This is a genomic window from Myxococcus sp. XM-1-1-1 (assembly GCF_020037095.1).
Lineage (GTDB): Bacteria > Myxococcota > Myxococcia > Myxococcales > Myxococcaceae > Myxococcus > Myxococcus fulvus.
On record NZ_JAIQDH010000014.1, the window covers coordinates 57,771 to 83,110 of the forward strand.

Sequence of the window (25,340 nt, forward strand, 5' to 3'; positions counted from 1 at the left end):
TGCATCCAGTCTTGAAGCTCGGCGTGTAGTTGATTGTGATCGGGACGCCCCTGCCCGCCTGGAGTTCCTCAAGACTCGGAACTGAACAGCCCCCAAGCACGACCAAGCAAGCCCCCCACCAGAATCCGCGGTGGCTCATCGTGCACCTCTTTCCGCCACGACGTCTTCAGTAGCCCCCAGCAAGAGCCACGTCGTGAGCGCGCCCACAGCCGCAGCCGCGGCTGTGCCGAAGAGCACGTTTGCTGTCGTTGCGCTGCCCTGGGCCCGTGAGTGGTGTCTCTCCAAGTCTGCGTAGGCCAGTGCGGCACGCGCATCCTCCACCTGACTGCGAGAGGACAGTCCGAACACCGCCCCTGCTCCTCCCGCGGCCACGCCAGCCCCTAACAGGACCATGCTCACGAGTGGCACTCGCCGCCCCGCGAACCGAAGGCCCTGCCCTTCCACTTCTGGGGAGGAGCTGCCAGCCCACGCAGGAGGCTGGGACGATCCAGAGGTATCGTCCTGGGGCATCAAGCCTGAGCCAGGGGTCTTCGTCCCATCCTCGCGACGGGCCCCCTCAACCAAGGCGCCTCCATCCTCACGGAGAGGGGATTGACGACCTCCACGCGCGAGCTCGTCACGCACCAATTGGCGCTGCGTCTCGAACTCGAGCGACACCTTGGGAGAGACCCGCAAGGGAAGCTGTGCGTCGGGCCGGGTCAGGAGGGCCGAGCGGAAGTCCGCCCGTGCCTCCTCCCATTTCCCCATGTCCGCGCGGATGATGCCTCGCAGCAACGCGAGGGAAACCACCTCGCCCTCGTCCAGCGGCAGTCGGGCGGCGAACTGGAGCCGCTCCAGGGCCACCTCGTATTCGAGGTCTTCGTAGAGGCGTTTGGCCTCGGCGAGATGGCGTTGGACCTCGGCACCAGCCCTGGCGGCGTGCAGTGGCAGCACCACGGACACGCAAAGGACAACTGCAAGGCACTCCCCCCACAGGCATGACTTGGTCATGCCTGCACCTTAAACCCAGACCTGCAAATCCCAAAAGTCAGGACAGGGTCATCCACACCCCAACAGGCCATGCTCCAGACAACGCGCCAGAGCATGGCTAGGTACTTCGGGCAGCGGCTACGGCTCCGGGTAGTGGAAGACGCGACCGTCCTCACCGACGATCCAGATTTCTCCAGTCGCCGTGATGGCGAGGTCGTTGAGGGCCACGTTCGCTGTGGATGACTGGATTTCGAGGGGCTTGGCCCAGCCGTATGTCGTCAATCGGTGGACCTTGGACCGAGAAGAGTTGTCTCCGCCCACAATGTAGCACTGGCCTGTCAGCAGGCTCTGCGCATCATTGCGCATCACCACCCCGCTGAAGCGACCTGCGACTCCAGCAGGCCCATCCACTTTGTTCCAGGTCGTCCCACCATCCCAGCGCCACACCGCAGCATTGTCGCCCACCGCACAAGCGCTCGTGGCAGACCCCATCCATACAGCTCGGGCATTGCCATTGACGTTATCGGGATTGACTGTGTGCGGGTTGGCGGCAGAGGTCTGATTCTGGAGTTGCACATTGTGAGAGTAAAACTTCTGGACGGTGCCCCCCGTTGTCGTTCCTCCTACAGCAAGAACGAACTCTGGTGCCAGAGCATGCACCCCATAGTAGGCGAAATCCCCGTTGTTCAATTCCGTGAATCGCTCTGCGACGGGAAGACTCGGGCGCCACCGGTACAGTCGCGCTGAGGAGTCGGCCAGATAGATGATCGGCCCGTTCGCATCTCCCTCAAACCCTATCATCCCCGTGATTCTGCTCTGTCCAGGCGTCTCTGCTGGCACACAATCGTACGCGGCGGTCCCGCGAGCACCTGGGTGGATGGCCACAGTGCCACCATCACCTCCCAGGAATACCACGCCATTGGCGTTCACCCAGGAAGCTGTCCAGTTCTTATTTTGACAGTTGTTCTCATTGAGAACAAGGCTGCCGTCCGACGGAGGTGCCGGGGCATTTGAATAGTAACTGAAGCTCTCGAACTTCTGCTCACCTGGCCTACGCAAGGCCAACTTGCCGCCGTCTCCCGCGACCCAGACATGACCGTTCGCGCCTACCGACACGGTCTTCCAATGATGACCAGCCAAGGTCACGAAGTAGCTCTCCACGTTCTTCAGCGTGCCTCCACACGCCTGCGCCGTGTTGTCCACGGTCCCATCACAATCATTGTCGATGGCGTCGCACACCTCAGCCAGCCCCGCCCGAGCAGCGACATCCGCGTCATCACAATCATTGTCATTAGGCACGGTCCCTGGATCCGCTGGCTCCGTTCCACACTTCAAAATACGCGCAGAGCCCTTCGCTCCCTGCCCATCACCATCCCGGTCTGGATGGTAGTAACGCCCAGGCTCCTTACTACAAACGACCGCCGTGCCATCACCCGAGCAGACAGTCAACCCCTGGCACTCAGGGTTGCAAGTCACGCCCCGAGGCGCGAACCCGTTGTCGACGATGTCGTCACAATCGTTATCGACATCGTCACACGTCTCCGGGTTGCCAGGGAACATCTTCTCCGCGTCCGCCCCGGTATCCTTGCAGTCGAACCGTTGCCCCTCGACGTGGTGTTTGTACTTCTCACCAGGAGAGGTGCATGACGAGACGAAATCAGGCCCACGCGGCACGCCGTCACCGTCTTCGTCCAGATACCACTTCTTGTCAAAGCCCTCGTCCTCGGTGCCGTCACAATTGTTGTCCTTGTCGTCGCAGACCTCGGCAAACTTGATGTTCTGTTCCCGGTCACGGTCTTCGCAGTCAGTCCCGCCGCTCGCGATGGGCAAGAAGCCATCATCATCTTGATCAGGCGTATTGAACTGCATCACGAACGGATTCGGAGAGACGCCTTCTCCAGGCAAGGTCAATGGTTCGCTCTTCGTATCCACCAGCTTGCCGTTCTGGTCGCACGGCTCCTCGTGCACCGAGACCGTCACCTGGATGCGATTACTCCACCCCTCCTTCTGGAGTATCGCAACATTCACGAAGGGGCCTCCGTCCTCGTCATCCCGGTCCGCCCTGGGAGCGACAGGAGGCGCCACAAGCGTCCGGCTGGAATCGGCAAGATCCTCGGCCTGGATTCTGAAACAGCCTTTGTGGAACCCCTTGGTGTACTTGATGATGACCTGCTGTCCCGCCTGCTCCTTATCTTTGGAGCACGCGAGGAGCAGCAACGGGAACAGGAATAGGGCTATGCGACGCATGGGTCCGCACTCTACCGCACCCCTCCGCCCCCTGGCGCTCTCCTCGTACTCCACGCCCCCTTGCCGTCAGCCTCCCGGCAAAAGTCCCACCCTGCCGTCCTGGCTCCCCCTCCACCCAGCATTCCAAGGCTCCGAGCGCCACATCCCCGCACCCAGGGACACCAGGGGCCCCTCGGCCCCCAGCATCCCCAAGGCTCTCGCCTACTTACACGTGAAGGACCACCGACACGTGCCCGACAGGCACTCGCGGCCGGACCCACAGGCCGCCCCTCGGCCCTTCTTGTTCTGGCACTTGCCCGAGTTCAACCCCCAGCCACAGTACTGGGTCGCACCACAGTGCGAGTCGCTGTCGCACAGGCAACTGCCCGTCGGATTCAGGTAACAGTCCGCACTGCAACGGTCCGTCCTGCACTCCCTATCCGACTTGCACGTCTCCCCGTACCCCTTCGAGTCCGGCGTGAAGCACCACCCCACCGCGTTCGCACACCCGCCACACGCCCCCGACTGGCACTGCCCATCCCGACTGCACGACACCCAGTCCGCCTTCTTCGGCACACAGTCGTTGTCCGCCGGATTCCCCGGCGTATCCTTCTGGCAGTACCCCACCCCGCCACAGTCCTCGTCCCCGTTGCACACACACCGGCCCTTGATGAGGCTGCACACCACCGACGAGCACTGCTCTGTCAGGCACTCGTCGTCGAACCGGCACTGCTCGTTCATGTCCTTGCTGTCCGGCGCGTAGTGCTTCCCACACACCGTCGGATACGCCGCCTCCCGGTCCTCCGGCTTCACCCACGCCGCCACCCCCGACGTGTCGATGTCGTTCGCCGGGTCCGCCATCCCCACCCGCGGCAACGACGCCCGCTCCCACATCCGGATGAACGTCTCCGACGAGCCCGTCAGCCCCGCCGTGTTCACCCCCAGGTTCCTCAGGTCCTTCACCATGTCCGGCAACAACCCCACGTGCGCCAGACCCGCCTCGTCGAACGCCGTCCCCAACCGCCCAGGCCCCTGCAGCTCCTGCTGACGCGCCTGCGCGTCCGCCTCCGCCTCGAACCCCGCCGAGCACGCCCCGTTCTCTCCAAACCGCGGCCGCGTCTGCTGGATGAACCCGTTGAAGTCCGCGCCGAACGCCATGGGCACCTTCAACCCCTGCCGGCCGAACTCGTACGCCTGCGCGAACGAGCGCGTCGACCCCTGGCAGTTGTTCTCCACGCCGGACTTCGTATACGTCCGCGTCTCGTCATGCGCCGTGCGCAGACCGAACATGCCGCCCGTGCGCCGCAACATCTGCACCACCCACGCCGGCGTCGTCTTCTCGTTCTCCGCCAGCTTCCCGTTCATCACCTCGCGGAAGTGTCCGTGGCTCACGTACAGCGGGTAGTACTTGTTCGTCTCCGCCACCGAGTACGCATCCTGGATGCCCTTCTCCGACAGGTGCGCCAGGTCGATGAGCATCCCCTTGTCCATCATCGCCTGCACCAGCGCCCGCCCCTCCCCCGTCAGGCCCTTCGTGTTCTTGCAGTTCCCATCCACGTCGAACCCCAACGTCTTCCCGCCCACCGTCAGCCCACAGTCCGAGTCGATGTGACAGTTCTCCAGGAACTGCGCCGCCTGGAAGATGGCGTTGTGCGGCGCCGCACCACCGAACCGGTTGTCCAGCTGGTGCACCGGCTGCAACGTGCGCACCCCCAACCCGTGGAAGCGCTCCAGCTCCGCCCGCCAGTCCTTCGCGCCGAACAGCTTGCTCGTCTCGATGGACAGCACCATCGCCAGCTTCCCCTCGCCGATGATGCGCCGAGCGTCCGCCGGCGTCAGCGCCAGGTCCACCCAGTCCCGCGTCGCCGCGAAGTCGCGCGCCTTCTGCAGCTGCACCTCCACGTCCGTCATCTCGTCGCACGCCCGCGTGCGGTTCTGCGGCGGCAGCGCGTCACACAGGAAGCCGTTGCTCACCGCCGACACCACCACCAGCGACATGCCGCCCTGGTGCGCCTGGCGCAGCCACCCCTCCCACGACTGCTGGTGCGCAATCGTGTCCCAGCGCGGCCACTCGCTGTTCGGGTTGCGCCGCCCGTCGTGCAGGCCCGTGTCGCCCTGCGTGCCCTCAATCTTGCCCAGGAACTCCGAGCCCACCGCGCCCGCCACGCCGAACAGCTGCGACAACACCGGCACCCCGCGCAGGTCGATGTTGCTCGAGTTCGGACACAGGTTCAGCAGGTGGCTCAAGTCCATCCGCACCCGCGCGTGGTCGCTCTCCGGCCACCCTCCGTCACACCGCGTGAGCGCGTCCGTCACCGTGCCGTGGAACCAACCGCCACCAAACGCCTCCTCGGCGAACATGTGGTGGTGCAGCTCCGCGAAGCCCGGCACGCCTGCCAGCCTCGCCGTCTTCTCTGTTTCAACCTCGGCGAGCGCCTGGGGGCTCTCGCCCTCCTCGACGGGCACGCAGGACAACGCGGATGCCATGACCAAGGTGGTACACCATCGCAGCAGACGCGGACGGGACATGGGGGACTCCCTTCAGGTGGAAACCCCCACTTAGCGACACCTCCCACCCTGACTTCAAGCCAGTCGGCGCCATGCCGTGACTGACGCAACGCTGATGCACCGCGTCGCGATTCAGGGGCCCGCGGGCTCCGCCACCACGGTGGGCGCATACACGGGCGGCACGTACGCCGGTGGGACGTACGCGGTGGCGCGCTGGCGCAGCGCGGGGGAGGCGACGGCGAAGCCCTCGGGCAGCATTCGGAGGATTCGCTCCCGGCGATGACGGGAGCCATCCAGCCGACGCTCGAGCTCCGCGCACTCCTCCTTCGTCTCCTGGTCCTGCGGTGCGGGCCGCGCGGCCAGCGTCGCCAGGCGCTCGGTCACCGCCTCCAGCTCCCGGTCGATGAGCACCGGCTGGATGTTGCGCGTCTCCTTGCGCTTGCGGCCCACGGCGTTGTTCTCAATCCACACCGGCAGCACCGCGACGTCGCCCAGCACCACCGGCGCCTTGGGGCTCGGACGCGTCAGGGAGACTCGCAGCAGCATGGAGTCTCGCTTGTCGCCCGCCACGCCCTTCTTCGGTTTGGGCGCGTGGAGATAGAAGCGGTCCTGGTTCGCCACCAGGTTGCCGAGCGAGAACGCGATGAGCCCTCGCCGTCCGTCCGCGGTGGTGTAGCCCTCCAGCGGCTGGAGCACGTGGGGATGATGCCCCACGACGGCCAGCGCCCCCGCGTCCAGCAGCGCCTGCCCCAGCTTGCGGTCGTCCGGGTGCGGGCTGTCCGCGTACTCGACGCCCCAATGCACCAGGACGATGAGCGCGTCACAGCGCGCCGAGAGCTCGCGCACCTTCTGCGTCACCTCGTCCGTCGTCAGGCCCCGGTGGAAGCGGTGCTGCGGGTAGGGCACGAAGGCCACGTGCGGCGCCTCGGCCTCCTTCGGGTTGCTGAAGCCGTTGAGCCAGCGCGTGAAGGACAGGAAGCCCACCTTCATGCCTCGCACGTCCATGAAGACGGGCTCCCACGCGGCGTCCCTCGTCGCGCCCGTCCCCGTGTGACGCAGGCCCACCGCATCCAGGTGCCGCAGCGTCTCCACCAGGCCCGTGGGGAGCTGGTCCCTGGCGTGGTTGTTCCCCGTGGACACCACCTTCACGCCGGCGCGCGCCATCGCGCGGGCCATGGAGGACGGCGCGTTGAAGAGCAGCTCGCGCGTCACCGCCTTCTTGTTGTCCGTGACGGGCGTCTCCAGGTTCAAGACGCCGATGTCCGCGGTGCGCAGCACGTCCGCGATGGGGCCGAAGACGTGGTCCCAGCCGTCGTTGTTGAGCGACGGCGCGGGCCCCCCCCCGGGAGGCTCGGCGCCGTTGCGCGCGTGCAGCCGCGCCACCGTCTTCACCTCCCCATGCGGAATCACATCCCCGCCGAACACGAGCTCGACGTGGGTGGGCGCGGTGGCGAACAGCATGGGGACCAACAACAAGACAGGCGAAGGCACGCCCGACAGCTTAGTCCAGCCCCACCACCCGCGCGGAATCCCCCCCACCCACCGGCTCGGCGCGGTGTTTCATCCCGTGTCTCTCTTGGAGGATGAGAGGAAGTCCATTCCGACTCGGCGAGTGTCACCCGCGCCTCGTCAGAGCAGCTTGGTGACGGTCAACGTCACCACGCCCGCGACATCCGTGACGCCCTCGGGGGTCCAGCACGCCGTCAGGTCCGTCTGAAGCAGCGTCAGCGTGCGCACCACCGTCGCATCCAGGAAGCGCCCTTCCTTCACCTTGCCTGTGAGCACGATGACCATCTCTCCCGCAGGCCGGGCGTTGATGAGTGACGTGCCTTCGACCTTGCTCCACGTTCCATCATTCCAGTCGATGCGCATCGAGAAGGTCGACGACCCCAGCGAACAGCTCAGCACCCCCGAGCCCACCACCTGGATGCTCGCGGAGATGACGCCCAGCGGGAGTCCCACGCACGGGCCCAGCGTGGATTGCCCCGTGAAGGTCACGGTCCGGGGCGTCTGCGTGACGCCCGGCTCGTAGTGCGTCGCCTCCGTGCCCGGACACGTGAGCTGCACGAGCTGCGCTCGCGCGGACGTCGAGAGGAGGACCACCGACAACAAACACATCCACAGGCCACGATTCGCGCGCATGTGCATCGACTCCCGTCAGGCCCGTCCGGAGAGAACGGGCCTGACGGTCCTAGGCGCGTCTCGCACCGCAATCCCATCAATCCGGCAGCGCGGCCGCATCTCTCCGCGCTGCGGGCCGTCCACGGGTCTCACGCTGAACATCCCCCCTGGAGGAAGGTGCGACTCATCAGAAGTCCTCGCCTCGCAAGAGACAGAGTTCGTCCGTCCCAGCGTTTCGGCTTTGTGCCGCTCAGCGGGCAGGCGCGCTGGCGAAGCCAATCTATTGACCACAAACCCGGATTATACTCAATAGATTGATGAAAACCCGCGCCGAAAGCTCCTAGACTGGTTCCACCCGAACTGAAATCAGCGGCCCAAAATCATGCCTCGCCAGAATCTGACCCAGGAGACGATGCCTTTCGCCGTGGCCCGTTCGGTGATCGCCCTGGGAGCGAACATCAGGCGCGCCCGGCTTCGTCGAGGCATGAAGCAAGCAGACCTCGCGAAGAAGACGGGGCTCGCACTCGGCACTCTCAAGCGCCTCGAAGAGGGAAGCCCCACCACCGCTATCAGCGCCTACTTCGTGGTGTTGTGGGCCCTGGGGCTCGAGCGTGAGTTCGTGAATCTCGCATCCCCTGACCGGGACGAGGAAGGCAAGACACTCGAAGCCGCTCGCCAGCCCACGCGGGCTCGTGCATCCAGCCGGCTGGACGACGATTTCTGAATCCCTTCCCGCCCCATCTGTCCCGTGACGAAGCGAGCCGACTCATCACCCAGATGAAGACCACCGTGTCCACGCGGTGGCGCGCCGTGGTGACGGAGTGTGGAGGCACGGAGGCCGACCTGAACGCCATCTCCCGCGCCTTCGACTACGAGGGCTTCGAGTACACCCCCTGAGCCCCTCCAGCGCGCAGGCACCGTGCCCACGCGCCGGAAGTAGTGTCACCCGCTCAGTGCGAGCCCGCGACCACGATGGACCCGACGTAGGCATGGTGCTTCGGGTGGCACTCGTCGCCGACGTCCTGGCGCTTCAGCGCCCCCGTGAAGACCTGGTCCGCCTGCCCGGCCCGCTTCACCGTCACCGAGTAGTGCACCGGCGTCGCCTCACTCGCCGCCGGGTGGAAGTTGGCCGCCTTCAGGCACACGTCGTACGTCCCCGCCGGCGGCATCGTCCCCTCGTACCAGGCCACGTTCTCCGGCCCCATCCCGCTCGCCACGTCCCCCTCGAACCGCCCCTGGTCCGTGCTCGGCCCAGGCCCCGGGTTCCCATACGAGACAATCTTCCCCGTCGGCGTCCTCACCACCAGGTCCGCGTCGCCGTCCCGCCCCCACGTCGCCGTGAACCGCAGCGGCTCACCACCACCACCGCCACCCCCCACGCACACCCCCGACGAGCACGTCTTCCCCGCCCCACAGACGTTGCCGCAGCAGCCGCAGTTGTTCGGGTCCGAGGACAAGTCCGTGCACACCTGGCCGCACTGGACCCTCGGCGACGGACAGCTCGGCGGATTGCACTGGAAGCCCCCCGGCGTGTTCACACACTGCTCACCCGGCCCACAGTTGTCCGTCCCCAGCGCGCACTCGTCGATGTCCACACACGTGAAGCCATTGCCCGTGTAGCCCGGCCGGCACGTACACGTGTAGCTGCCCGGCGTGTTCGTGCAGTACGCGTTCGGCGAGCACTGCGCCGTGCCGTTGGTGCACTCGTTCACGTCGTGACACACGCTCGGCTGGCCCTGACACGTGTAGCCCGGCTCCACCTGGCACGTGGCGCCACAGCCATCGCCCGCCACCCGGCCTCCGTCATCACACTGCTCGCCCGTCCCCACCATCCCGTCCCCACACATCCCGCCCGTCGCGCCCCCCGTCGCCTCCACCGCGTCCACCTGGTACAGCGACAGCAACGCGCCACGCAGCGTCACGTAACGGTAGGCAGCAGGCTGGAGGTACGGCACCAGCGCGGAGTGCGTCCCCACGCCCACGTCGAGCAGCTGCGCCTGCCCCGTGGCGATGACGCTCATGTCCGCGCGCCGGAACTCCACCTGCACCACCACCCCCAGCGACAACCCCCGGTAGTAGATGCGCAAGGGCCCCGTGCCCTCCTCACCCTGCCCCATGTCCAGCGTCAGCGCGCCGCCCAACAGGCTCAGGAAGTTCGCCGTCTGCCCATCCGGCGCCCCCACCGCGTTCTGCGGATTGGCCACCAGCGTGACGCCACTCTGGACCACCGCGTTCGCGTAGTTTGGGGCCAGGGCCTGCTCCCGTGTCACCACATCCTCCGTCGGGAACGTGTCCTCCTCGAGCGCGACGCCACAACCACCCACGACGAATGCGAACACCGCGCTCAACCAGCGCGACGCCGAGACACCACGATTGACCTTCATGTTCTGCTCCATTCCGCTCGTCTGGCTGGACGGAAAAGCCCGCGTGCAGGGAGATGACGGTGGGGACTTCCGTCTCACTCCAAGAAACGCACGACGGCTTTTTCTTGCGGCGATTTTCCGCGAGCAGCCCCCCGCGCCGTGCGCGAGCGGACATGCCAGCCGCCACACCCCGCCCTGGCGAAAGACAGTCGACACACCCCTCGCCCCCACGTCACGTTCCGAGACACGAACACCCACCATGTCTCTCTTTTCGAGAACACGGCAGACACATGTTTCTCGAAACACGATGATGGGGTTCGCGCCAGACCCACGGGTCCACCCGGAGACCCCACCCAGGTGGACCTCTCCCCTCAATCAAAGACAGACACGAAACCGGCTCAGCGCGCGACGCGGCGCCGGCGGAGCACCGCGCCCAGGAGGGCCAGCACGCCTCCGAGCAGCAGCCCTCCGCCCGTGGACGTGGAGGAACAGCCGCCCGACGGCGTGTCCCGCGACACACAGGCCACGTTCGCGGAGACCACGACGTCGTGCTCCTGGCCGTCCACGGAGACGACGTAGTGCTCCTCCTCGAAGCGCTCCTCGACCTGCCCCTTCTGGAGCGGGTCCGCGCGCTGGTCGTTGGCGAAGTAGAAGGAGGCCTCCTCGTTCGGCAGGAGCTCCTCGTCGCACACCGTCGCGCCCTCGCAGCCCGCCAGCGGCCAGCCCACCAGCGTCACGGGCTCGTCACACGCGTTGCGGACCCGGCTGGTGCCGCACGTGGCGTAGGTGGAGATGATGAGGCACGGCTTCTCCGACACCACGCTCTGTCGCTCGGTGACGCAGTCACACGGCTCGCTCTCGGCCCGGGCCGGCCCCGCCGAACCCACCACCGCCGTCGCCAACACCCACCCCAGCCGCATGGACAGGCCCCGGGGAATGAACGTCGTTCGCATCCTCGATACCTCCGCCTCGAATGTCGGCCCCTGCGCGGGCACGCATCCTGGCCCCTGACAGGGAGCGGAGCCAGACATCGTTGCCCAGGGCAACCTTCTCCACCCAGACACCGTGTCCCCTGACTCGGCGAGGGACCGCCCGGTGGTCCTCGGGCGAGCCCAGGCACCTCACGTCACGGCGAGGCAGACCAGGTGAAGGTCCCGGATGCGGGCCTCGCTGTCCTCGGTGCACTCGGACGAGGCCGGCGGGGGCGCCCAGGGCGGCGTCCGGGTTGCGCACGGCGACGGTGGTCCCATCCTCCACCTCGTTCGCGGAGGGGTGCGCCGACAACGCCTGCGCGCCCTGCTCGAGCGAAGCCCGGGCTGGGACATGGCCAACACTCACCATGCCCGGCCCGGCGCCCCCGCGGGGCGACAGCCTCAGGGGATGCCGAAGGACGCCACCGCGGGGTCGCCCCAGTCGCAGCCCCAGGTGGAGGGCAGCTGCGTGAGCGCGCCGGTGTAGACGACCTCCGGCCTGCCCGCGCGTCGGACGCGGACGGTGTAGCCCACGGGATTCGAGGGGCTCGGCTGGGGAGAGAAGCCCACCGCCATCAAACAGACGCGGTAGCCGCCCACGGGCGGAATCCGGCCATTCGCCCAGAAGACGCTCTCCGGGCCGGTGCCCGTCACCTCGTCCCGGTCCAGCTCGCCGTACTCGGTCTGCGCGTCCGGTCCGCGGTTGTTGTAGTGGATGAGCTTGTCGCCCGGCGTGCGGACATACAGGTCCGCGTCTCCGGGCCGGCTCCAGGTCGCTGAAATCTGCAGGAGCGACGTGCCCACGCACGCGCCCGCCTGACAGGCCGCGCCCCCACCACAGGCATTCCCGCAGCCGCCGCAGTGCTCGCTCGAGCTGCTCGGGTCCACGCAGGCCGAGCCACACGGGAGGTTCGGCGGCAGGCACGCGGGCGTCTGGCACTGGAAGCCGCCCGGCGTGTTGACGCAGACCTGCTCCGGCGCGCAGGTGTCCGTGCCCAGGGCGCACTCGTCCACGTCCGCGCAGACGCTCGGCTCGCCCGAGCAGGTATAGCCGGCCTCCGGCCAGCAGACGCTGCTGCAGCCATCTCCGGAGCTCTGGTTGCCGTCGTCACAGCGCTCCTCGGAGCCGTCGATGACGCCGTCGCCACACACCGGGTTGCGCAGGCCCCGCACCGCGTCCACCAGGATGGGCGCCTCGGCCGCCCCGCGCAGCAGCACATAGCGATAGGGGATGGTCTGCCCGTTCCACACGGTCCACTCGAAGGTGCCCTCACCCCGCGGCACCACGTACAGCGTGCTCCCGTACAGGTAGCTGCCGTCCACCGCCAGGAACAGCACCGTCGACTGCGACGACACCTCGCGAGGGCCCCGGTAGTAGACGGTCAGCATCCCCGTCGCCTCCTGCCCCTCGCCCAGGTCCAGCATCAGCCCCGCCGTGGTGTCCATGGGCAGCGTCGCGGCGATGCCGTCCGGCGGGCCCACCGCCGCGCCCGGGTTCAGCACCGACGACGACGTGCCCGAGACGGCCACCGCGTCCGCGTGGTTCGGCTCCGGCGGGGCCAGGGCCGCCCGCGAGACCTCCTCCCGCGGCGCTTCGTCCACCGGCTGCTCGACGTCACAGGCGCCCACCAGACATGCCAGCGCCACCCAGCCCCAGCCGCATCGTCCGCGCATCATCGTGTCCCTCGTCCCCCCGAGGCGGGCTGGAGCCCGGGATGGGCTCACGGCCCCCAGGAGGGATGCGAGGCTATTCGGGACGTCGAGGGCGCGACAATCCCAGACACGGACGCCCCTGAGTTCAAGAAGAACCCGGGGTCATCCATGACAGGCATTGGCGCACGTCACGTCTTGGTGCCGAAGAGCCGGTCGCCCGCGTCGCCCAGGCCCGGGAGGATGTAGCCGTGCTCGTTGAGCTTCTCGTCCACCGCGGCGGTGTAGACGTGCACGTCCGGGTGGTGCTCGCGCAGGTTGGCCAGGCCCTCCGGACAGGCCAACAGGCACACGAAGCGCAGGGAGCCGGGCTTGCTGCGCTTGACGCGCTGGAGCGCCGCCACCGCGGAGTTGCCCGTGGCGAGCATCGGGTCACACACCACCACGTCGCGGTCCGCCAGCTGCCCGGGCACGCGGTAGTAGTACTCCACCGGCGTCAGCGTCTCCGGGTCGCGGTACAGGCCGATGTGGCCCACGCGCGCGGAGGGCACCAGTTGGAGCATGCCGTCGAGGATGCCCTGGCCCGCGCGCATGATGGCGACGAGCACCAGCTTCTTGCCCTCCAGCATCGGCGCGCGCATGGGCGCCATGGGCGTCTGGATGTCCTCGTCGCGGACCTTCAGGTCGCGCAGCGCCTCGTACGCCAGGAGCAGCGAAATCTCCTGGAGCAGCGAGCGGAAGGTCGCGGTGCTCGTCTCCGTGCGCCGCATCATCGTCAGCTTGTGCTTCACCAGTGGATGGTCCACCACGGTGCAGTTGGGGAACTCCATTGCGTCCCTCCCTCGTCGAATCTGCGGGTTGTCAGAACACCGTTCCGTCGCTGTCCACGCGGATGGGCGGCACACCGCCGGGGCGCGCCTCGGCGGCCACCTTGCGCCCCGCCGTCCACGTGCCTCCCTGCAGCACCTTGCCCAGGGGCAGCTCCTCCGCGCTCAGCCCCAGCCGGCCGCGCACCAGCGCCGCCACCCGGTCCAACAGCGCCACCGTCAGCGCGCGCCACTCGACGATGGGCTCCTCGCTCGGGTGCAGGGCCTCGCGGGTCAGCCGCGCGTCCCGGGGCACCAGCACGCCCAGGTCCACGAAGAGGCCGCCGTTGCGGTACTCGGGCAGGCCGGTGAGCCCGTCCAGCTCCAACACGCGGAGCCCCGCCTCCTCCAGCGGCTCCACCAGCGAGTACGTCAGCCACTGGGACAGCTTGTGGAAGGGCACCAGCGCGTCCACGCCCTCCACCGGGCCCAGCGCCGAGTGCGGCCACACGTCGCCCAGGTTGACCGCGTCCACCATCACCCGCCCCGGCCAGATGGGGCCCAGCTGCTCCAGCACGTGCCCCAACAGCTCCGAGGCGCGCACGCTGCGCCCCTGCGCCACCACCAGGTCGAACAGCGTCCCGGGCCTGGGCAGCACGCGCCCCAGGCCGTGCATCAGGTGCAGCCGGCCCTCGAGCCCGTCCAGCGGGTTCGCCCCGGTGACCTGGAGCCCTTGCGCGAGCGCGTCGAGCGACAGCCGGCTCAGCGCCTCCGAGTCCGCCCGCAGCGGCCGGTCCGGGTCCGAGGAGAAGACGCCGTCCATGAACATGCGGAAGCTGGCCACCGCCAGGCCTTCCGAGCGCGCCCACGTGCCGCCGCCCTGCTCGCGGTAGCGCCACTTCGGGCCGCTGCCCGCGTCCAGCAGCACGCTCACCACGGCCAGGTCCAGCTTCGCCCGCGCGCGCTCCTCGGGGGACACGCCCTTCAGCCGCGCCTCCAGCTCCTCCACGCGCTTGACGCCGCCCGCGTCGAAGTGACGCCAGCGGCTGTGCAGCGGGATGTCCAGCGTGGGGTACGCCTCGCGCGTGACGGCCAGCACCGTGTCCACCACGGCCGGCAGTCGCGAGGGCTCCACGCGGAAGTGCGTGAGCTTCCCGGCGAGCCCCAGGTCCAGCAGCTGATGGCAGCGCTCGCGGATGGCCGCGGGGGTGCGCAGCCACGCGACGGCCGGGGACACGTCCGTCCTCGCCACGGGCCGCTCAGACATCGAGGCCCCGTCCCTTCACCTGCGCAAGTCCCGCCGCGTCCGCCACGGGGCCCTTGGTGAAGTAGCCCGCCGCCTTCTTCGCCTCCATCTCCACCTTCGCGTCGGCGGGGATGAGCTCCTCGGGGATGGGCACGCGCTCGAGGATTTCGATGCCCGAGCGGACGATGGCGTCGTGCTTCATGTCGCTCATCGACACGAAGCGGTGGATGCGGGTGATGCCCAGCCAGTGGAGCACGTCCGGCATCAGCTCCTGGAAGCGCATGTCCTGCACGCCCGCCACGCACTCGGTGCGGTGGAAGTACGTGGCCGCGGAGTCGCCGCCCTCCTGGCGCTTGCGCGCGTTGTAGACCAGGAACTTGGTCACCTCGCCCAGCGCGCGGCCCTCCTTGCGCAGGTAGACGATGATGCCCGCGCCGCCCGCCTGCGACGTGCGCACGCACTCCTCGATGCCGTGCGCCAGGTACGGCCGGCAGGTGCAGATGTCGCTGCCGAACACGTCCGAGCCGTTGCACTCGTCATGCACGCGCACCGCCAGCGGGATGTCCTTGTTCGCCACCGAGCGGATGTCACCGAAGGCATACAGCGTGAGCCCGCCGATGGGCGGCAGGAAGACGTGCAGGTCCGGGCGGGTAATCAGCTCCGGGAACATGCCGCCCGTCTGCTCGAAGAGGCCGCGGCGCAGCGCGCTCTCCGTCAGGCCGAAGCGCCGAGCGATTCCCGGCAGGTGCCACACCGGGTCCACCGCGGCCTTCACCACCTTGATGTCGCCGTTGGCGGTGAGCAGGTCCCCGTCCGGGACCAGCCGGCCCGCCTCCACCGCGTCGCGCAGCTCCGGCAGGTTGATGTGCGCGCGGGTGACGGCGATGGTGGGACGGAAGTCGACGCCCTGCTCGTAGAAGGGGCGGAAGGCCTGCGGCGCCACCGCGCCCCACGGGTCCAGGGAGACGATGCGGTCGGGGTTGCTCCAGGACGGATGGGGCCCAATCTCCGCGGCGGGCGAGGTGTCCTTCAGGTCCGCGCGGTGGTCCTGCGGCAGCATGCCCGCGGCCACGGCGAGCGCGCGGTAGACGGCGTAGGAGCCCGCGTGCGTGCCGATGACGTTGCGGTGGCCGGGCTCGGTGAGCGTGGCCACCACGGGCCCCCGGCGCAGCGGATCCACCTCGCCCCAGCGGATGGGCACGCTGGGCGTGTCGCCATCCGGATGGGAGGTGAGACGGATGGAGTTGACGGGCTTCTTGTCTGCCATGGGAGCGCCCTCCTTGCGGGCGCGACTGGAGCTCGTGCGGGAGGAACGCTCAGCTCATCCACGAGCCGTCGGTGCGAGCCGACCACTTGCGGGTGACCTTCTTGAGCTGCGTCCAGAAGTCGAGGCTGGAGACGCCGGTGATGTCGCCGTGGCCGAAGCGCGACTCGCCGGTGCCGCCGAAGGAGAACGGCTCGCGCGGGACGGGCACGCCCACGTTGACGCCCACCATGCCCGCGCGCACGCCCTCCACCGCCGCCTGCGCCACCGCGCCGCTGGTGGTGAAGATGGACGCGGCGTTGCCGTAGGTGGACGCGTTCTCCACCGCGAGCGCCGCCGACAGCGTGGGCACGCGGATGATGGACAGCACCGGGCCGAACAGCTCGCGCCTGGCGGCCTCCATGTCCGGGCGCACGTGGTCCAGGATGGACGGGCCCAGCCAGTTGCCGCCGGCCCACTGCTCGCCCGCCGGACGCTTGCCGCGCCCGTCCAGCGTGAGGCGCGCGCCCTCGGACGCCGCGCGGGCGATGGCCGCCTCCAGCCGCTCCACCGCGCCCTTGTCGATGATGGCGCCCATGCCGGGGCCCACCTCGAGCCGGGCGGCGCGCCGGGCGATGTCCTGGAGCAAGGGCTCGAGGTCGCCCACCGCCAGGAGCACGCTGCCCGCCATGCAGCGCTGGCCCGCGCAGCCGGTGAACGAGTCCACCACGGCCTGCGCGGTGAGGTCCGGGTCCGCGTCCGGCGCGACGATGAGGTGGTTCTTCGCGCCGCCCAGCGCGAGCACGCGCTTGCCGCGCTCACCTCCGCGCGCGTAGAGCTGCCGCGCCACGGCCGACGAGCCCACGAAGGCCAGCGCCTTGACGTCCGGGTGCTCCACCAGCGCGTCCACCGTCTCGCGCCCGCCGTGCACGACGGAGAAGACGCCGGGGGGATAGCCCGCCTCGCGCATCAGTTCGCCCAGCGCGCACGCGGTGAGGGGCACCTTCTCCGACGGCTTGAGGATGAAGGCGTTGCCCAGCGTCACCGCGATGGGGAACAGCCACATGGGCACCATCGCCGGGAAGTTGAACGGGGTGATGCCCGCGACGATGCCCAAGGGCTCGCGGCGCAGCTCACACGTGACGCCCCGGCTCACCTCCAGGTGCGCGCCGCTGTCCAGGTTCTGCAGGGACAGCGCGAACTCGCACACCTCCAGGCCCTTGAGCACGCCGGCGCGCGCCTCCGCCACCGTCTTGCCCGCCTCGCTCGCGGCGAGGTTCGACAGCCGGTCCAGCTCCCGCTCCAGCAGGCTCCGGAAGCGGAACAGGGGCTGGGTGCGCTCGCGCGGGGAGAGGCTCCTCCACAGCGCGGCGGCGGGACGCGCGGCCTCCACCGCCTGCGCGACACCGTCCGCGGGCGTGAGGGGAACCCGGCCGATGACGGTGCCGGTGTAGGGGCTGCGGACATCCAGCAGCGTCGCGCCCGGCGGCAGCAGCCACTCGCCTCCCACCAGGTTTCGACACGGAACGACGCTCTCGGGAAGCTCGACGAACGACAAGCGCACACCCCAGACATGGCAACGAGGACGTGCGCTTCATCGTAGCCGCGAACACAGACATCACCGCAACCCACCCCCGGGGCCGCCCGCCAGAATGCCGGGCGACTGTCCTGCACCCCAGCACTCCACCTGTCGGGAAGAGGACCGCCTCCCGCAAAGGCATCCCATGGGGTCTTCAATGCATGGCGTCATGGGCCGCGCCGCGTCATTCATTGACGGGTGCGGGCGGACTCAGGCGACAGTGTTGTCTTTCAAGCGCTCGCGCCGGGACCCAACCACGCACGCAGGCGGGTGAGGACGGCGGAGTCCTCCGCGTCATGGGGGAGGCCCAGGCGGCGCGCCTCGGCATACAGCGCGAGCGCGTACTCGAAGCGCTCGGTGGCCCTCTGGGAGTCGCCCTGCTCCAGGTGCAGCTCGCCGTCCTCGGCCACCAGTCGCGCGAGCACCTTCACGCGCAGCGGGTCGCCCAGCAGGCGCGCGGTGGACGCGGCGTCCACCATCAGCAGGGCCGCGTACTCCATCCCCAACGTGTCGAGCGCCGTCGAGCGGATGAGCGCCGCCGCGTCGGCGAAGCGCTTCTCGTGGCGGGCCTTGAGCAGTCGCGCCAGCGCGGCGGCGAACTGCTCGATGAGACGCTCGACGTAGTCCTTGCGGATGGACATGGCCCACCCAGGCTCGCGCCTTCCCTCGCGTGGGCACAAGGACCTGGGCGCCGTCGACGTGGGGTCTTGGAGGGACCTTCGCGCAGGTGCGACCTTCCCACATCGCGGCCTGTGCTCCGACCTCACCCGAGGGCACGAGGTCCCGGCGGACACCTCGCGCCCGGTCGGCGCGTCTGTCCTGGAGCAGCCAGGCGACTGACGCGAGGCGGCGAGAACCTGGGAGTCCCAAAGAGCTTGGGTACACTCGGGGGAAGGGTGCGCCAGGAATGACCAAGAACGACACAGGCGACAGGGGCGAGGGCTCCGCCGGCACGGGCGGCGAGGACGAGGGGACGATGTCCCTGGGCACGGGCGACAAGCTCGAAGGGACGATGTCCCTGGGCACGGGCGGCGAGCCCGAAGGGACGATGTCCCTGGGCACGGGCGACAAGCTCGAGGGGACGGCGTCCCTGGGCGCGGAGGGCCCGGGCGCGGGCTCCCACGGGACGGGGGCCCGAGGTGCGGGCTCGCGCTCCTATGGCACTGGAGATCGGGATGTGGGCTCGAGCTCCCACGGTGACGATTCCGCCACGGGGCCGGACGAGGCGCGCCGCCGGGCGCCGCCGTTCTCCCAGGTGGGCCGGTATGTGCTGTTGCGCCGACTGGGCCAGGGCGGCATGGGCGTGGTGTACGCGGCCTATGACCCGGACCTGGACCGGAAGGTGGCGCTCAAGCTGCTGCATCCGGACGGACGCCACGACGAGTCCGAGGAGGCGCGGGCGCGGCTCTTGCGCGAGGCGCAGGCCATGGCGCGCGTCTCCCACCCGCACGTCATCCCGGTGTTCGACGTGGGCATGTGGGGCGACCAGGTCTTCGTCGCGATGGAGCTGGTGGACGGCGGCACGCTGGCGTCGTGGCTGAAGGAGTCGCCGCGCTCGTGGCGCGAAATCCTCACGCGCTACGTGGACGCGGGCCGGGGCCTGGAGGCCGCGCACGCGGCGGGGCTGGTGCACCGCGACTTCAAGCCGGCCAACGTGCTCATCAGCCGCGCGGGCCGCGTGTACGTGATGGACTTCGGCCTGGCGCGTCCCATCGGCGAGCTGCGCGAGGAGGACCCGCTCCCCGAGGAGACCCGCGAGACGCTCGCCTCCGGTCGGCGCATGCTGGACACCACGCTCACCGGACATGGCGCGCTGGTGGGCACGCCCAACTACATGTCCCCGGAGCAGTTCCGGGGCGCGACGCTGGACGGGCGCACGGACCAGTTCAGCTTCTGCGCCGCGCTGTACGGCGCGCTCTATGGCGCGCGCCCCTTCGACCCGGGGAGCGTGCGCGCCTACGTCATCTCCAGCATGGTCGAGGCCGGCGGGCGCACCGAGTCGCTCGCCACGCCCCGGGGCGCCCTGGCGACCTCCTCCACGCGGCCGCCTCCGCTCGCGGTGCGCGAGCCGCCGCGCGACTCGAAGGTGCCCGGCTGGGTGCGCGACGCCGTGCTGCGCGGCCTGTCGCTGGAGGCCGACCAGCGCTTCCCCTCGATGTCCGCGCTGCTGGAGGCGCTGTCCCAGGAGCACCACCGGCTGCAGCGCCGTCGGTGGGCGACGGCGGCGGGCGCGCTGGGCACCACGCTCGCGCTGACGGCGGGCGCGGTGTGGCACCAGTCACGCACGTGCGTGGACGCGGGCGCGCAGATGGACGAGGCGTGGTCGTCCTCCACGCGCGACAAGCTGGCCACCGCGTTCGAGGCCACGGGCCGCCCCTTCGCGAAGACGATGGCCGAGCGCGTGACGCACGCCCTGGAAGACTACGCCCAGGCGTGGAAGCAGCAGCGCGTGCAGGCGTGCGAGGCCACCCAGGTGCAGGGCGTGAAGCCCGAGGAGCAGTTGGACCGGCAGCTCGTGTGCCTGGAGCGTCGGCGCAAGGACTTCCGCGCCACGGTGGAGCTGCTGTCGAGCGCGGACGCGGCGATGGTGGAGAAGTCGCTGGACGCGGCGCTCGCCCTGCCCTCGCTGTGGGAGTGCGAGGACGCGGAGGCGCTGGCCTCGGCGCAGCGACGGCCCTCGGACCCGCTGCGCCGCGCGGACATCGAGCTGTTGGAGGAGAAGCTCTCCCACGTGCGCGCGCTCATGGACGCGGGCAGACACCCCCAGGCCCTGGAGGCCATCCAACCGCTGATGGCCCCCGTCGAGGCCACCGGCTACCTGCCGCTGCGCTCCGAGGCGCGGTACCTGAACGGCTGGCTGCTGGAGCAGACGGGCGATTCCGCCGAGGCCGCGAAGCTGCTGTCGCGCGCGGTGTTCGACGCGGAGGCCGGCCACGCGGACCGGCTGAAGGTGACGGCGCTCAACAAGCTGCTCTTCGTGGAGGATGGACTCGAGCACTTCGAGCCCGCGGCGCGCTGGGGCGAGCTGGCCGAGGCCACCCTGGAGCGCATGGGCGGAGACGCCGTGCTGCTGGGCGACGTGCGCGTCAATCAAGCCAACCTGGCCATCACCCAGGAGCAGTACGACGTGGCCAAGGCGCGCGTGGAGGAGGCCCGCGCGCTCTACGCGAGGGCGCTGCCGGAGGAGCACCCCAAGCGCGCGCGCACCACGTTCCTGCTCGCGCACGTGGTGAACTCGCTCGGTGACTCGGCGCTCGCGCTGAGGCTGATGGAGGACGCGCTCCAGAAGACCACCGCCGCCATGGGCCCGCAGCACCCCGACGTGGCCCGGCGCCACGGCCTGTTGTCCATGACGCTGCGCGAGCAGGGGCAGGACGACAAGGCCCTGCCCCACGCGCAGGCGGCGGCGGACATCCTCCAGGCCATCTACGGCGCGGACAACCTGAAGCTGGCGGAGGCGCTCGACGAGCTGGGCATGTGTCAGCTCGGCCTGCGCCGCTTCGAGGACGCGCTGAAGACGTATGAGCGCGCGCTCGCGATGAAGCAGAAGGTGCTGCCCGCGGGCGACGACAAGCTGCAGTTCTCCCTGGACGGCGTGGGCCAGGCGCTGCTCGGGCTGGGCCGCGCGGACGAGGCCGTGAAGCCGCTGCGCGAGGCCGTGGGCTTCCCGGACGCGCCCCCGGACGCGCTGGCGGAGTCCGGCTTCGCGCTGGCGAAGGCGCTGGCCCGGACGGGGCAGGTGCCCCAGGCGCGCGAGGAGGCCGCGCGGGCCAAGGGGTGGTTCACCCAGGCGGAGCTGCCCGAGCGCGCGGGGGAGGTGGACGGCTTCCTCGCCTCCCTGCCCGAGGAGAAGAAGGCCGCGCGGCCGGTGCGCGCGCTGGTGCGCCCCCGGAAGCGGTGACACGCGTGGAAGGTGGCACCCCCGCCGGGGCGTGCTAGCGTCCGCCCTCGTGTCGCTGCCGCCGGACGAGGAAGAGGCGAACCTGGATGCCACGGCCACGCTGACGCGCGGACGGGCGGGTCAGGTGAAGATGGTGCTCCGGATCCTCTCGGGTCCGGACTCCGGCAAGGTGCATCCGCTCCGACAGGGCACGCACGTGGTGGGCAAGGCGCCCACGTGCGACATCGTCCTGGCGGACAAGGCCGTGTCCCGACAGCACCTGAGGCTGGAGGTGCATGACGAGCACGTGGTGGCCACGGACCTGGAATCGCACAACGGCTCGTTCTGCGAGCGGCTGCGCTTCACGTCCCTGGAGCTGCGCCCCGGCACCGTCATCACCCTGGGCACCACCGAGCTGAAGCTGATGCCCGAGGACACGCGCGAGCGCGCCGTCCTGCTGTCGGACAAGGACCACTTCGGGGCGCTCGTCGGGCAGAGCCGCAAGATGCGCGAGGCCTTCACGCTGCTGGAGCGGCTGGCCCCCGGCGGCGCGGACGTGCTCATCCAGGGCGAGACGGGCACGGGCAAGGACCTGTGCGCGGAGGCCATCCACCAGCAGAGCCCGCGCAAGAAGGGCCCGTTCGTCATCGTGGACCTGGCGGGCGTGCCGCCCACGCTCATCGAGAGCGAGCTGTTCGGCCACGTGAAGGGCGCGTTCACCAGCGCGCAGACGGACCGCGCGGGCGCCTTCGAGCGCGCCCAGGGCGGCACGGTGTTCCTGGACGAGGTGGGCGAGCTGCCCCTGGAGCTGCAGCCGCGCCTCTTGCGCGTGCTGGAGCGCCGGCAGGTCAAGCGCGTGGGTGCCAACGACTACATCTCCGTGAACATGCGCGTGGTGGCCGCCACGCACGTGAACCTGGAGCAGGCGGTGCAGCAGGGGAAGTTCCGGCGGGACTTGTTCCACCGGCTCGCGGTGCTGCGCGTGAGCCTGCCGCCCCTGCGCGAGCGCCCCGAGGACATCCCGGCGCTCATCGACCACATGCTCAAGCAGACGGGCCGGGCGCCCAGCGCGCTGTCGGTCCAGACGCGCGCGCTGCTGGCCCAGTACCCCTGGCCCGGCAACGTGCGCGAGCTGCGCAACGTGGTGGAGCAGGTGGTCAACCTGGGCGAGGAGGCCCTGCCGGAGCTGGAGTCCTCCGGCGAGGAGGGGGGCGCCAAGGTCGAGCTGGACCTCCCCTTCAAGGAAGCCAAGGAGCGCCTCATCGAGGGCTTCGAGCGCGACTACCTGAAAAATCTACTGGAGCGCTGCGAGGGGAACATCTCCCGGGCCGCCCGCGAGGCGGACATCGACCGTGTCTACTTGAAGAAACTGCTGCGCAAGCACGACCTGGATACGGGGCGGGACTCTTAACGCGGAGGGACTTTCGGGTTAGAGTGGGATGACCACGTACCCCTTTTGTCCCTGGAGGCCCCCCGTGCGCATCCCCCTCTCTCCGACCCTGGTGAGGACCCTCGAGCAGCCACGCGTCGACGTGACGCCGGCGCCGGGGGCCGCAGCATCCGGGACGGGCACGGCGGCGGCCCCCGAGGTGACGCCGGTGGAGGCGCCCACGGATGCGTACGGCGCGCAGGAGGCGCAGCTGAGCGAGTGGGTGCAGCGCTTCGGTGCGCTGGCCAGCGCGGTGGGCACGGCGTCCGCCACCCAGCCCCAGCAGGTGGCCTGCGTGAGTGACTTGTCGTCCATGAAGGTGCCCCAGCTGGGCGGGCCCGCGGACGGCGCTTCGGTGCTCCAGCAGACCAAGGACTCCAACTGCGGGTCCGCGGTGGCGGTGATGCTGGGCAAGGACAAGGGCACCACGGGCGCGAAGCCGTCGACGGAGACGATGGACTCGCTCGAGTCGCGCTTCACCAACGGCGACGGGACGACGCCGCACGAGCTGTCGAACATGATTGCGCACGAGGGCGCGGCGGTGACGCAGGCCTCCGGCTCCTTCGACAAGAAGCTGATGGATGAAGCCCTGGCGCGCGACGGCAAGGCCGCGGTGCTGGTGGACTCCAACAAGGTGGACCCGAACGCGAAGGACGCGGGCAAGGGCCGCGCGCACTGGGTCACTGTCGATGGCAAGGACGCGCAGGGCAACTACACGGTGAAGGACCCGGGGACCGGCAAGAGCGTGAAGATGGACGCCGGGGCGCTCGAGGACGCGGTGGGCACCGCCTGGAGCGAGCACAACGGCGGCGGCATGCTCGTCGTCGAGAAGGCCGAGGGCACCACCGAGGCCGAGCGCGCGCAGCGCGGCGGCGAGATTGCCACGGCGCTGGGCAACTCCGATGGCGGCGGCTCCCGCAAGGGCGCCTTCGCCCGCGAGTCCTCCTGAGCGGAGGGCTTCAGCCGGGCCGCGCGTCATGCTCGCCGCGAATGCTGGCGGACGGACGCGCGGAGCGGGACCTGCGTCTCGGGCCGACCGGGTGTCGGCGCGACGCCTGCCTAGACGTGGAGGTACTCCACGGCCTGGAGCCGGAGGAGCTGCTTCGCGAGCTCCTGCACGCGCTCCACCTCCGCGTCACCCAGTGGCTTTCGCAACGCGAGCTTCAAATCCGTGGAGGCGCGGAACAGGAGGTTGCGCACCTGCGCGTTGCTGAGCAGCGGGTTGAGCGTGCGCAGGTGCCCCACGAGCGAGCCCAGCTGCTGCAGCGTCAGCCCGGCCACCATCACCTGCGTGGCGCTGCCCTCGTCGGCGAAGCGCGCGACGGCGAGCTGGAGCGGGGACAGGAGCAGTGAGCGGGTGAAGGCCGGCTCGCACGACAGCTGGAGCCGGGCGCACTCGGACACCATCGGGCCGGCGTCGTGGCCCTCGATGACGGGCTGGATGCGGGCCGCGTCGTAGCGCGTGAGCACCGCCTCGTACGCCGCGCGGGCCTGCTTGCCCGGCTCCGAGCGCTGGAACACGTCGAAGGCGAGGTGGATCTCCTCGCGCAACAGCTCGAGCAGGTACGCGTCATCCACGTTCGCCGGCACACCGAGCACCTCGGTCAGGAAGGCCCGGTCATCGGCCGTCCCGGCGGCCACGGCCCAGAACTCGAGCGTGACGGAGCTCTCGCTCATCATGATGGGCACCGTGACGACGCCCTGGTGACGCCCCGGGGCCTGGACGAACTGGGAGAGCTTGGCCTCCAGGTCCGCGTAGCCCCGCATCAGCCGGTCCATCACGGCGGCGCGCACCCTCGCGCGGCCCTCCCGCGAGGCCGGCGTCTCCTCGCGCGGCGCGCGCTCCGCGAGGTCCCGCTCGCGCGGAGCCTGGGCCGAAGTGGACTCACGCGCGGGCTGCTGCAGCGTCGGAGGCGCCTGCTGCTCGGCGCGCGTGGACGGCTGCGGCTGCGTCGCAGGCGTGGGCGTCGCCACCTGCGCGGGCTTCGCCGCCATGCCCGTGGAGGTGCCCGTCGGGGGCGCGGTGCCGAGCGCCTCCGCGCCGCCCTGGGTGAAGCCCTCGAGCCCGCCGGAGCCGCCGCGCTGGGCGCCGGCATCCATCCCGTCGCGGTGGACGCCGCCCTGCGCGCCCTGCTGCGCCTGCTCACCCTCGGCGGGGCGGGCCCCGGTCTTCCCACCCGTCGCGGGCTTGCCTCCGGTGCCCTTCGCCTGGGTGGACTTGTCCGACTTCTTCGCCTCCGCGGGCTTCGCCTGCTCTCGCGCCGCCTCCTCCCTCGCGGACCGAGGGGGGACTCCGGGGCGGGGGGCATTCGGCGGGAGGCGGACGCTCATGGAGGGGACACGGCCGGC

Annotated in this window: 18 protein-coding genes; 5 read left to right on the forward strand and 13 right to left on the reverse strand. The window is 69.8% G+C overall.

Annotated features, from left to right (window positions below; all coding sequences use genetic code 11):
- Nucleotides 1–591: 591 nt before the first annotated feature.
- Nucleotides 592–981, forward strand: coding sequence for a hypothetical protein (locus K8640_RS25125; protein ID WP_223749380.1), 390 nt, complete (start codon nt 592–594; stop codon nt 979–981).
- A 126-nt stretch (nt 982–1,107) separates the two neighbouring features.
- Here the strand turns inward: K8640_RS25125 and K8640_RS25130 are convergent, their stop codons facing one another.
- The 4 genes from K8640_RS25130 to K8640_RS25145 all read right to left on the reverse strand — a co-directional run bounded on the left by K8640_RS25130 (nt 1,108) and on the right by K8640_RS25145 (nt 7,845).
- A complete protein-coding gene (locus K8640_RS25130) occupies nt 1,108–3,216 on the reverse strand; it encodes a putative metal-binding motif-containing protein (protein ID WP_223749381.1) in 2,109 nt (702 codons plus the stop codon).
- Between the two features lie 201 nt (nt 3,217–3,417).
- The gene (locus tag K8640_RS25135) at nt 3,418–5,682 is read right to left on the reverse strand and encodes a membrane dipeptidase (RefSeq protein WP_223749382.1); all 2,265 of its coding nucleotides are present in this window, start codon (nt 5,680–5,682) and stop codon (nt 3,418–3,420) included.
- A gap of 153 nt (nt 5,683–5,835) precedes the next feature.
- A complete protein-coding gene (locus K8640_RS25140; protein WP_223749383.1) occupies nt 5,836–7,194 on the reverse strand; it encodes a CapA family protein in 1,359 nt (452 codons plus the stop codon).
- A 138-nt stretch (nt 7,195–7,332) separates the two neighbouring features.
- Nucleotides 7,333–7,845: a hypothetical protein gene (locus K8640_RS25145; RefSeq protein WP_223749384.1), complete on the reverse strand. Its 513-nt coding sequence runs from the start codon at nt 7,843–7,845 to the stop codon at nt 7,333–7,335.
- Between the two features lie 391 nt (nt 7,846–8,236).
- Here K8640_RS25145 and K8640_RS25150 point away from each other — a divergent pair, with 391 nt between their 5' ends.
- On the forward strand, nt 8,237–8,548 hold the full coding sequence (locus K8640_RS25150) for a helix-turn-helix transcriptional regulator (protein ID WP_223749385.1): 312 nt from the start codon (nt 8,237–8,239) through the stop codon (nt 8,546–8,548).
- 226 nt (nt 8,549–8,774) lie between these two features.
- Here the strand turns inward: K8640_RS25150 and K8640_RS42920 are convergent, their stop codons facing one another.
- The 8 genes from K8640_RS42920 to K8640_RS25195 all read right to left on the reverse strand — a co-directional run bounded on the left by K8640_RS42920 (nt 8,775) and on the right by K8640_RS25195 (nt 18,323).
- The gene (locus K8640_RS42920; RefSeq protein WP_305070679.1) at nt 8,775–10,208 is read right to left on the reverse strand and encodes an EGF domain-containing protein; all 1,434 of its coding nucleotides are present in this window, start codon (nt 10,206–10,208) and stop codon (nt 8,775–8,777) included.
- 377 nt (nt 10,209–10,585) lie between these two features.
- The gene (locus K8640_RS25165; RefSeq protein ID WP_223749386.1) at nt 10,586–11,140 is read right to left on the reverse strand and encodes an MXAN_0125 family MYXO-CTERM protein; all 555 of its coding nucleotides are present in this window, start codon (nt 11,138–11,140) and stop codon (nt 10,586–10,588) included.
- A gap of 420 nt (nt 11,141–11,560) precedes the next feature.
- Nucleotides 11,561–12,835 carry a DUF4215 domain-containing protein gene (locus K8640_RS25170; RefSeq protein ID WP_223749387.1) on the reverse strand — a complete coding sequence of 425 codons (1,275 nt, stop codon included), beginning with the start codon at nt 12,833–12,835 and terminating at the stop codon, nt 11,561–11,563.
- A gap of 164 nt (nt 12,836–12,999) precedes the next feature.
- Nucleotides 13,000–13,638 (reverse strand): uracil phosphoribosyltransferase, encoded by a 639-nt coding sequence (gene upp, locus K8640_RS25175; protein ID WP_141329226.1) that lies wholly within the window; start codon nt 13,636–13,638, stop codon nt 13,000–13,002.
- Nucleotides 13,639–13,669: 31 nt separating this feature from the next.
- On the reverse strand, nt 13,670–14,881 hold the full coding sequence (locus K8640_RS25180) for a URC4/urg3 family protein (protein WP_223749388.1): 1,212 nt from the start codon (nt 14,879–14,881) through the stop codon (nt 13,670–13,672).
- Nucleotides 14,874–16,127 (reverse strand): GTP cyclohydrolase II, encoded by a 1,254-nt coding sequence (locus K8640_RS25185; protein ID WP_223749389.1) that lies wholly within the window; start codon nt 16,125–16,127, stop codon nt 14,874–14,876. Before K8640_RS25185 ends, K8640_RS25180 begins: the two co-directional genes overlap by 8 nt.
- A gap of 49 nt (nt 16,128–16,176) precedes the next feature.
- Nucleotides 16,177–17,661: a CoA-acylating methylmalonate-semialdehyde dehydrogenase gene (gene mmsA / locus K8640_RS25190; protein ID WP_223749390.1), complete on the reverse strand. Its 1,485-nt coding sequence runs from the start codon at nt 17,659–17,661 to the stop codon at nt 16,177–16,179.
- 251 nt (nt 17,662–17,912) lie between these two features.
- Nucleotides 17,913–18,323 (reverse strand): hypothetical protein, encoded by a 411-nt coding sequence (locus K8640_RS25195; protein ID WP_223749391.1) that lies wholly within the window; start codon nt 18,321–18,323, stop codon nt 17,913–17,915.
- A gap of 266 nt (nt 18,324–18,589) precedes the next feature.
- Here K8640_RS25195 and K8640_RS25200 point away from each other — a divergent pair, with 266 nt between their 5' ends.
- From K8640_RS25200 to K8640_RS25210, 3 genes are all read left to right on the forward strand, one after another.
- A complete protein-coding gene (locus tag K8640_RS25200) occupies nt 18,590–21,583 on the forward strand; it encodes a serine/threonine-protein kinase (RefSeq protein WP_223749392.1) in 2,994 nt (997 codons plus the stop codon).
- A gap of 31 nt (nt 21,584–21,614) precedes the next feature.
- A complete protein-coding gene (locus K8640_RS25205; RefSeq protein WP_370640388.1) occupies nt 21,615–22,973 on the forward strand; it encodes a sigma 54-interacting transcriptional regulator in 1,359 nt (452 codons plus the stop codon).
- A gap of 64 nt (nt 22,974–23,037) precedes the next feature.
- Nucleotides 23,038–23,940, forward strand: coding sequence for a hypothetical protein (locus K8640_RS25210; RefSeq protein WP_223749393.1), 903 nt, complete (start codon nt 23,038–23,040; stop codon nt 23,938–23,940).
- Between the two features lie 110 nt (nt 23,941–24,050).
- On the opposite strand, the gene K8640_RS25215 is transcribed toward K8640_RS25210, so the two are convergent.
- The gene (locus K8640_RS25215) at nt 24,051–25,322 is read right to left on the reverse strand and encodes a hypothetical protein (RefSeq protein ID WP_223749394.1); all 1,272 of its coding nucleotides are present in this window, start codon (nt 25,320–25,322) and stop codon (nt 24,051–24,053) included.
- Nucleotides 25,323–25,340: the final 18 nt, after the last annotated feature.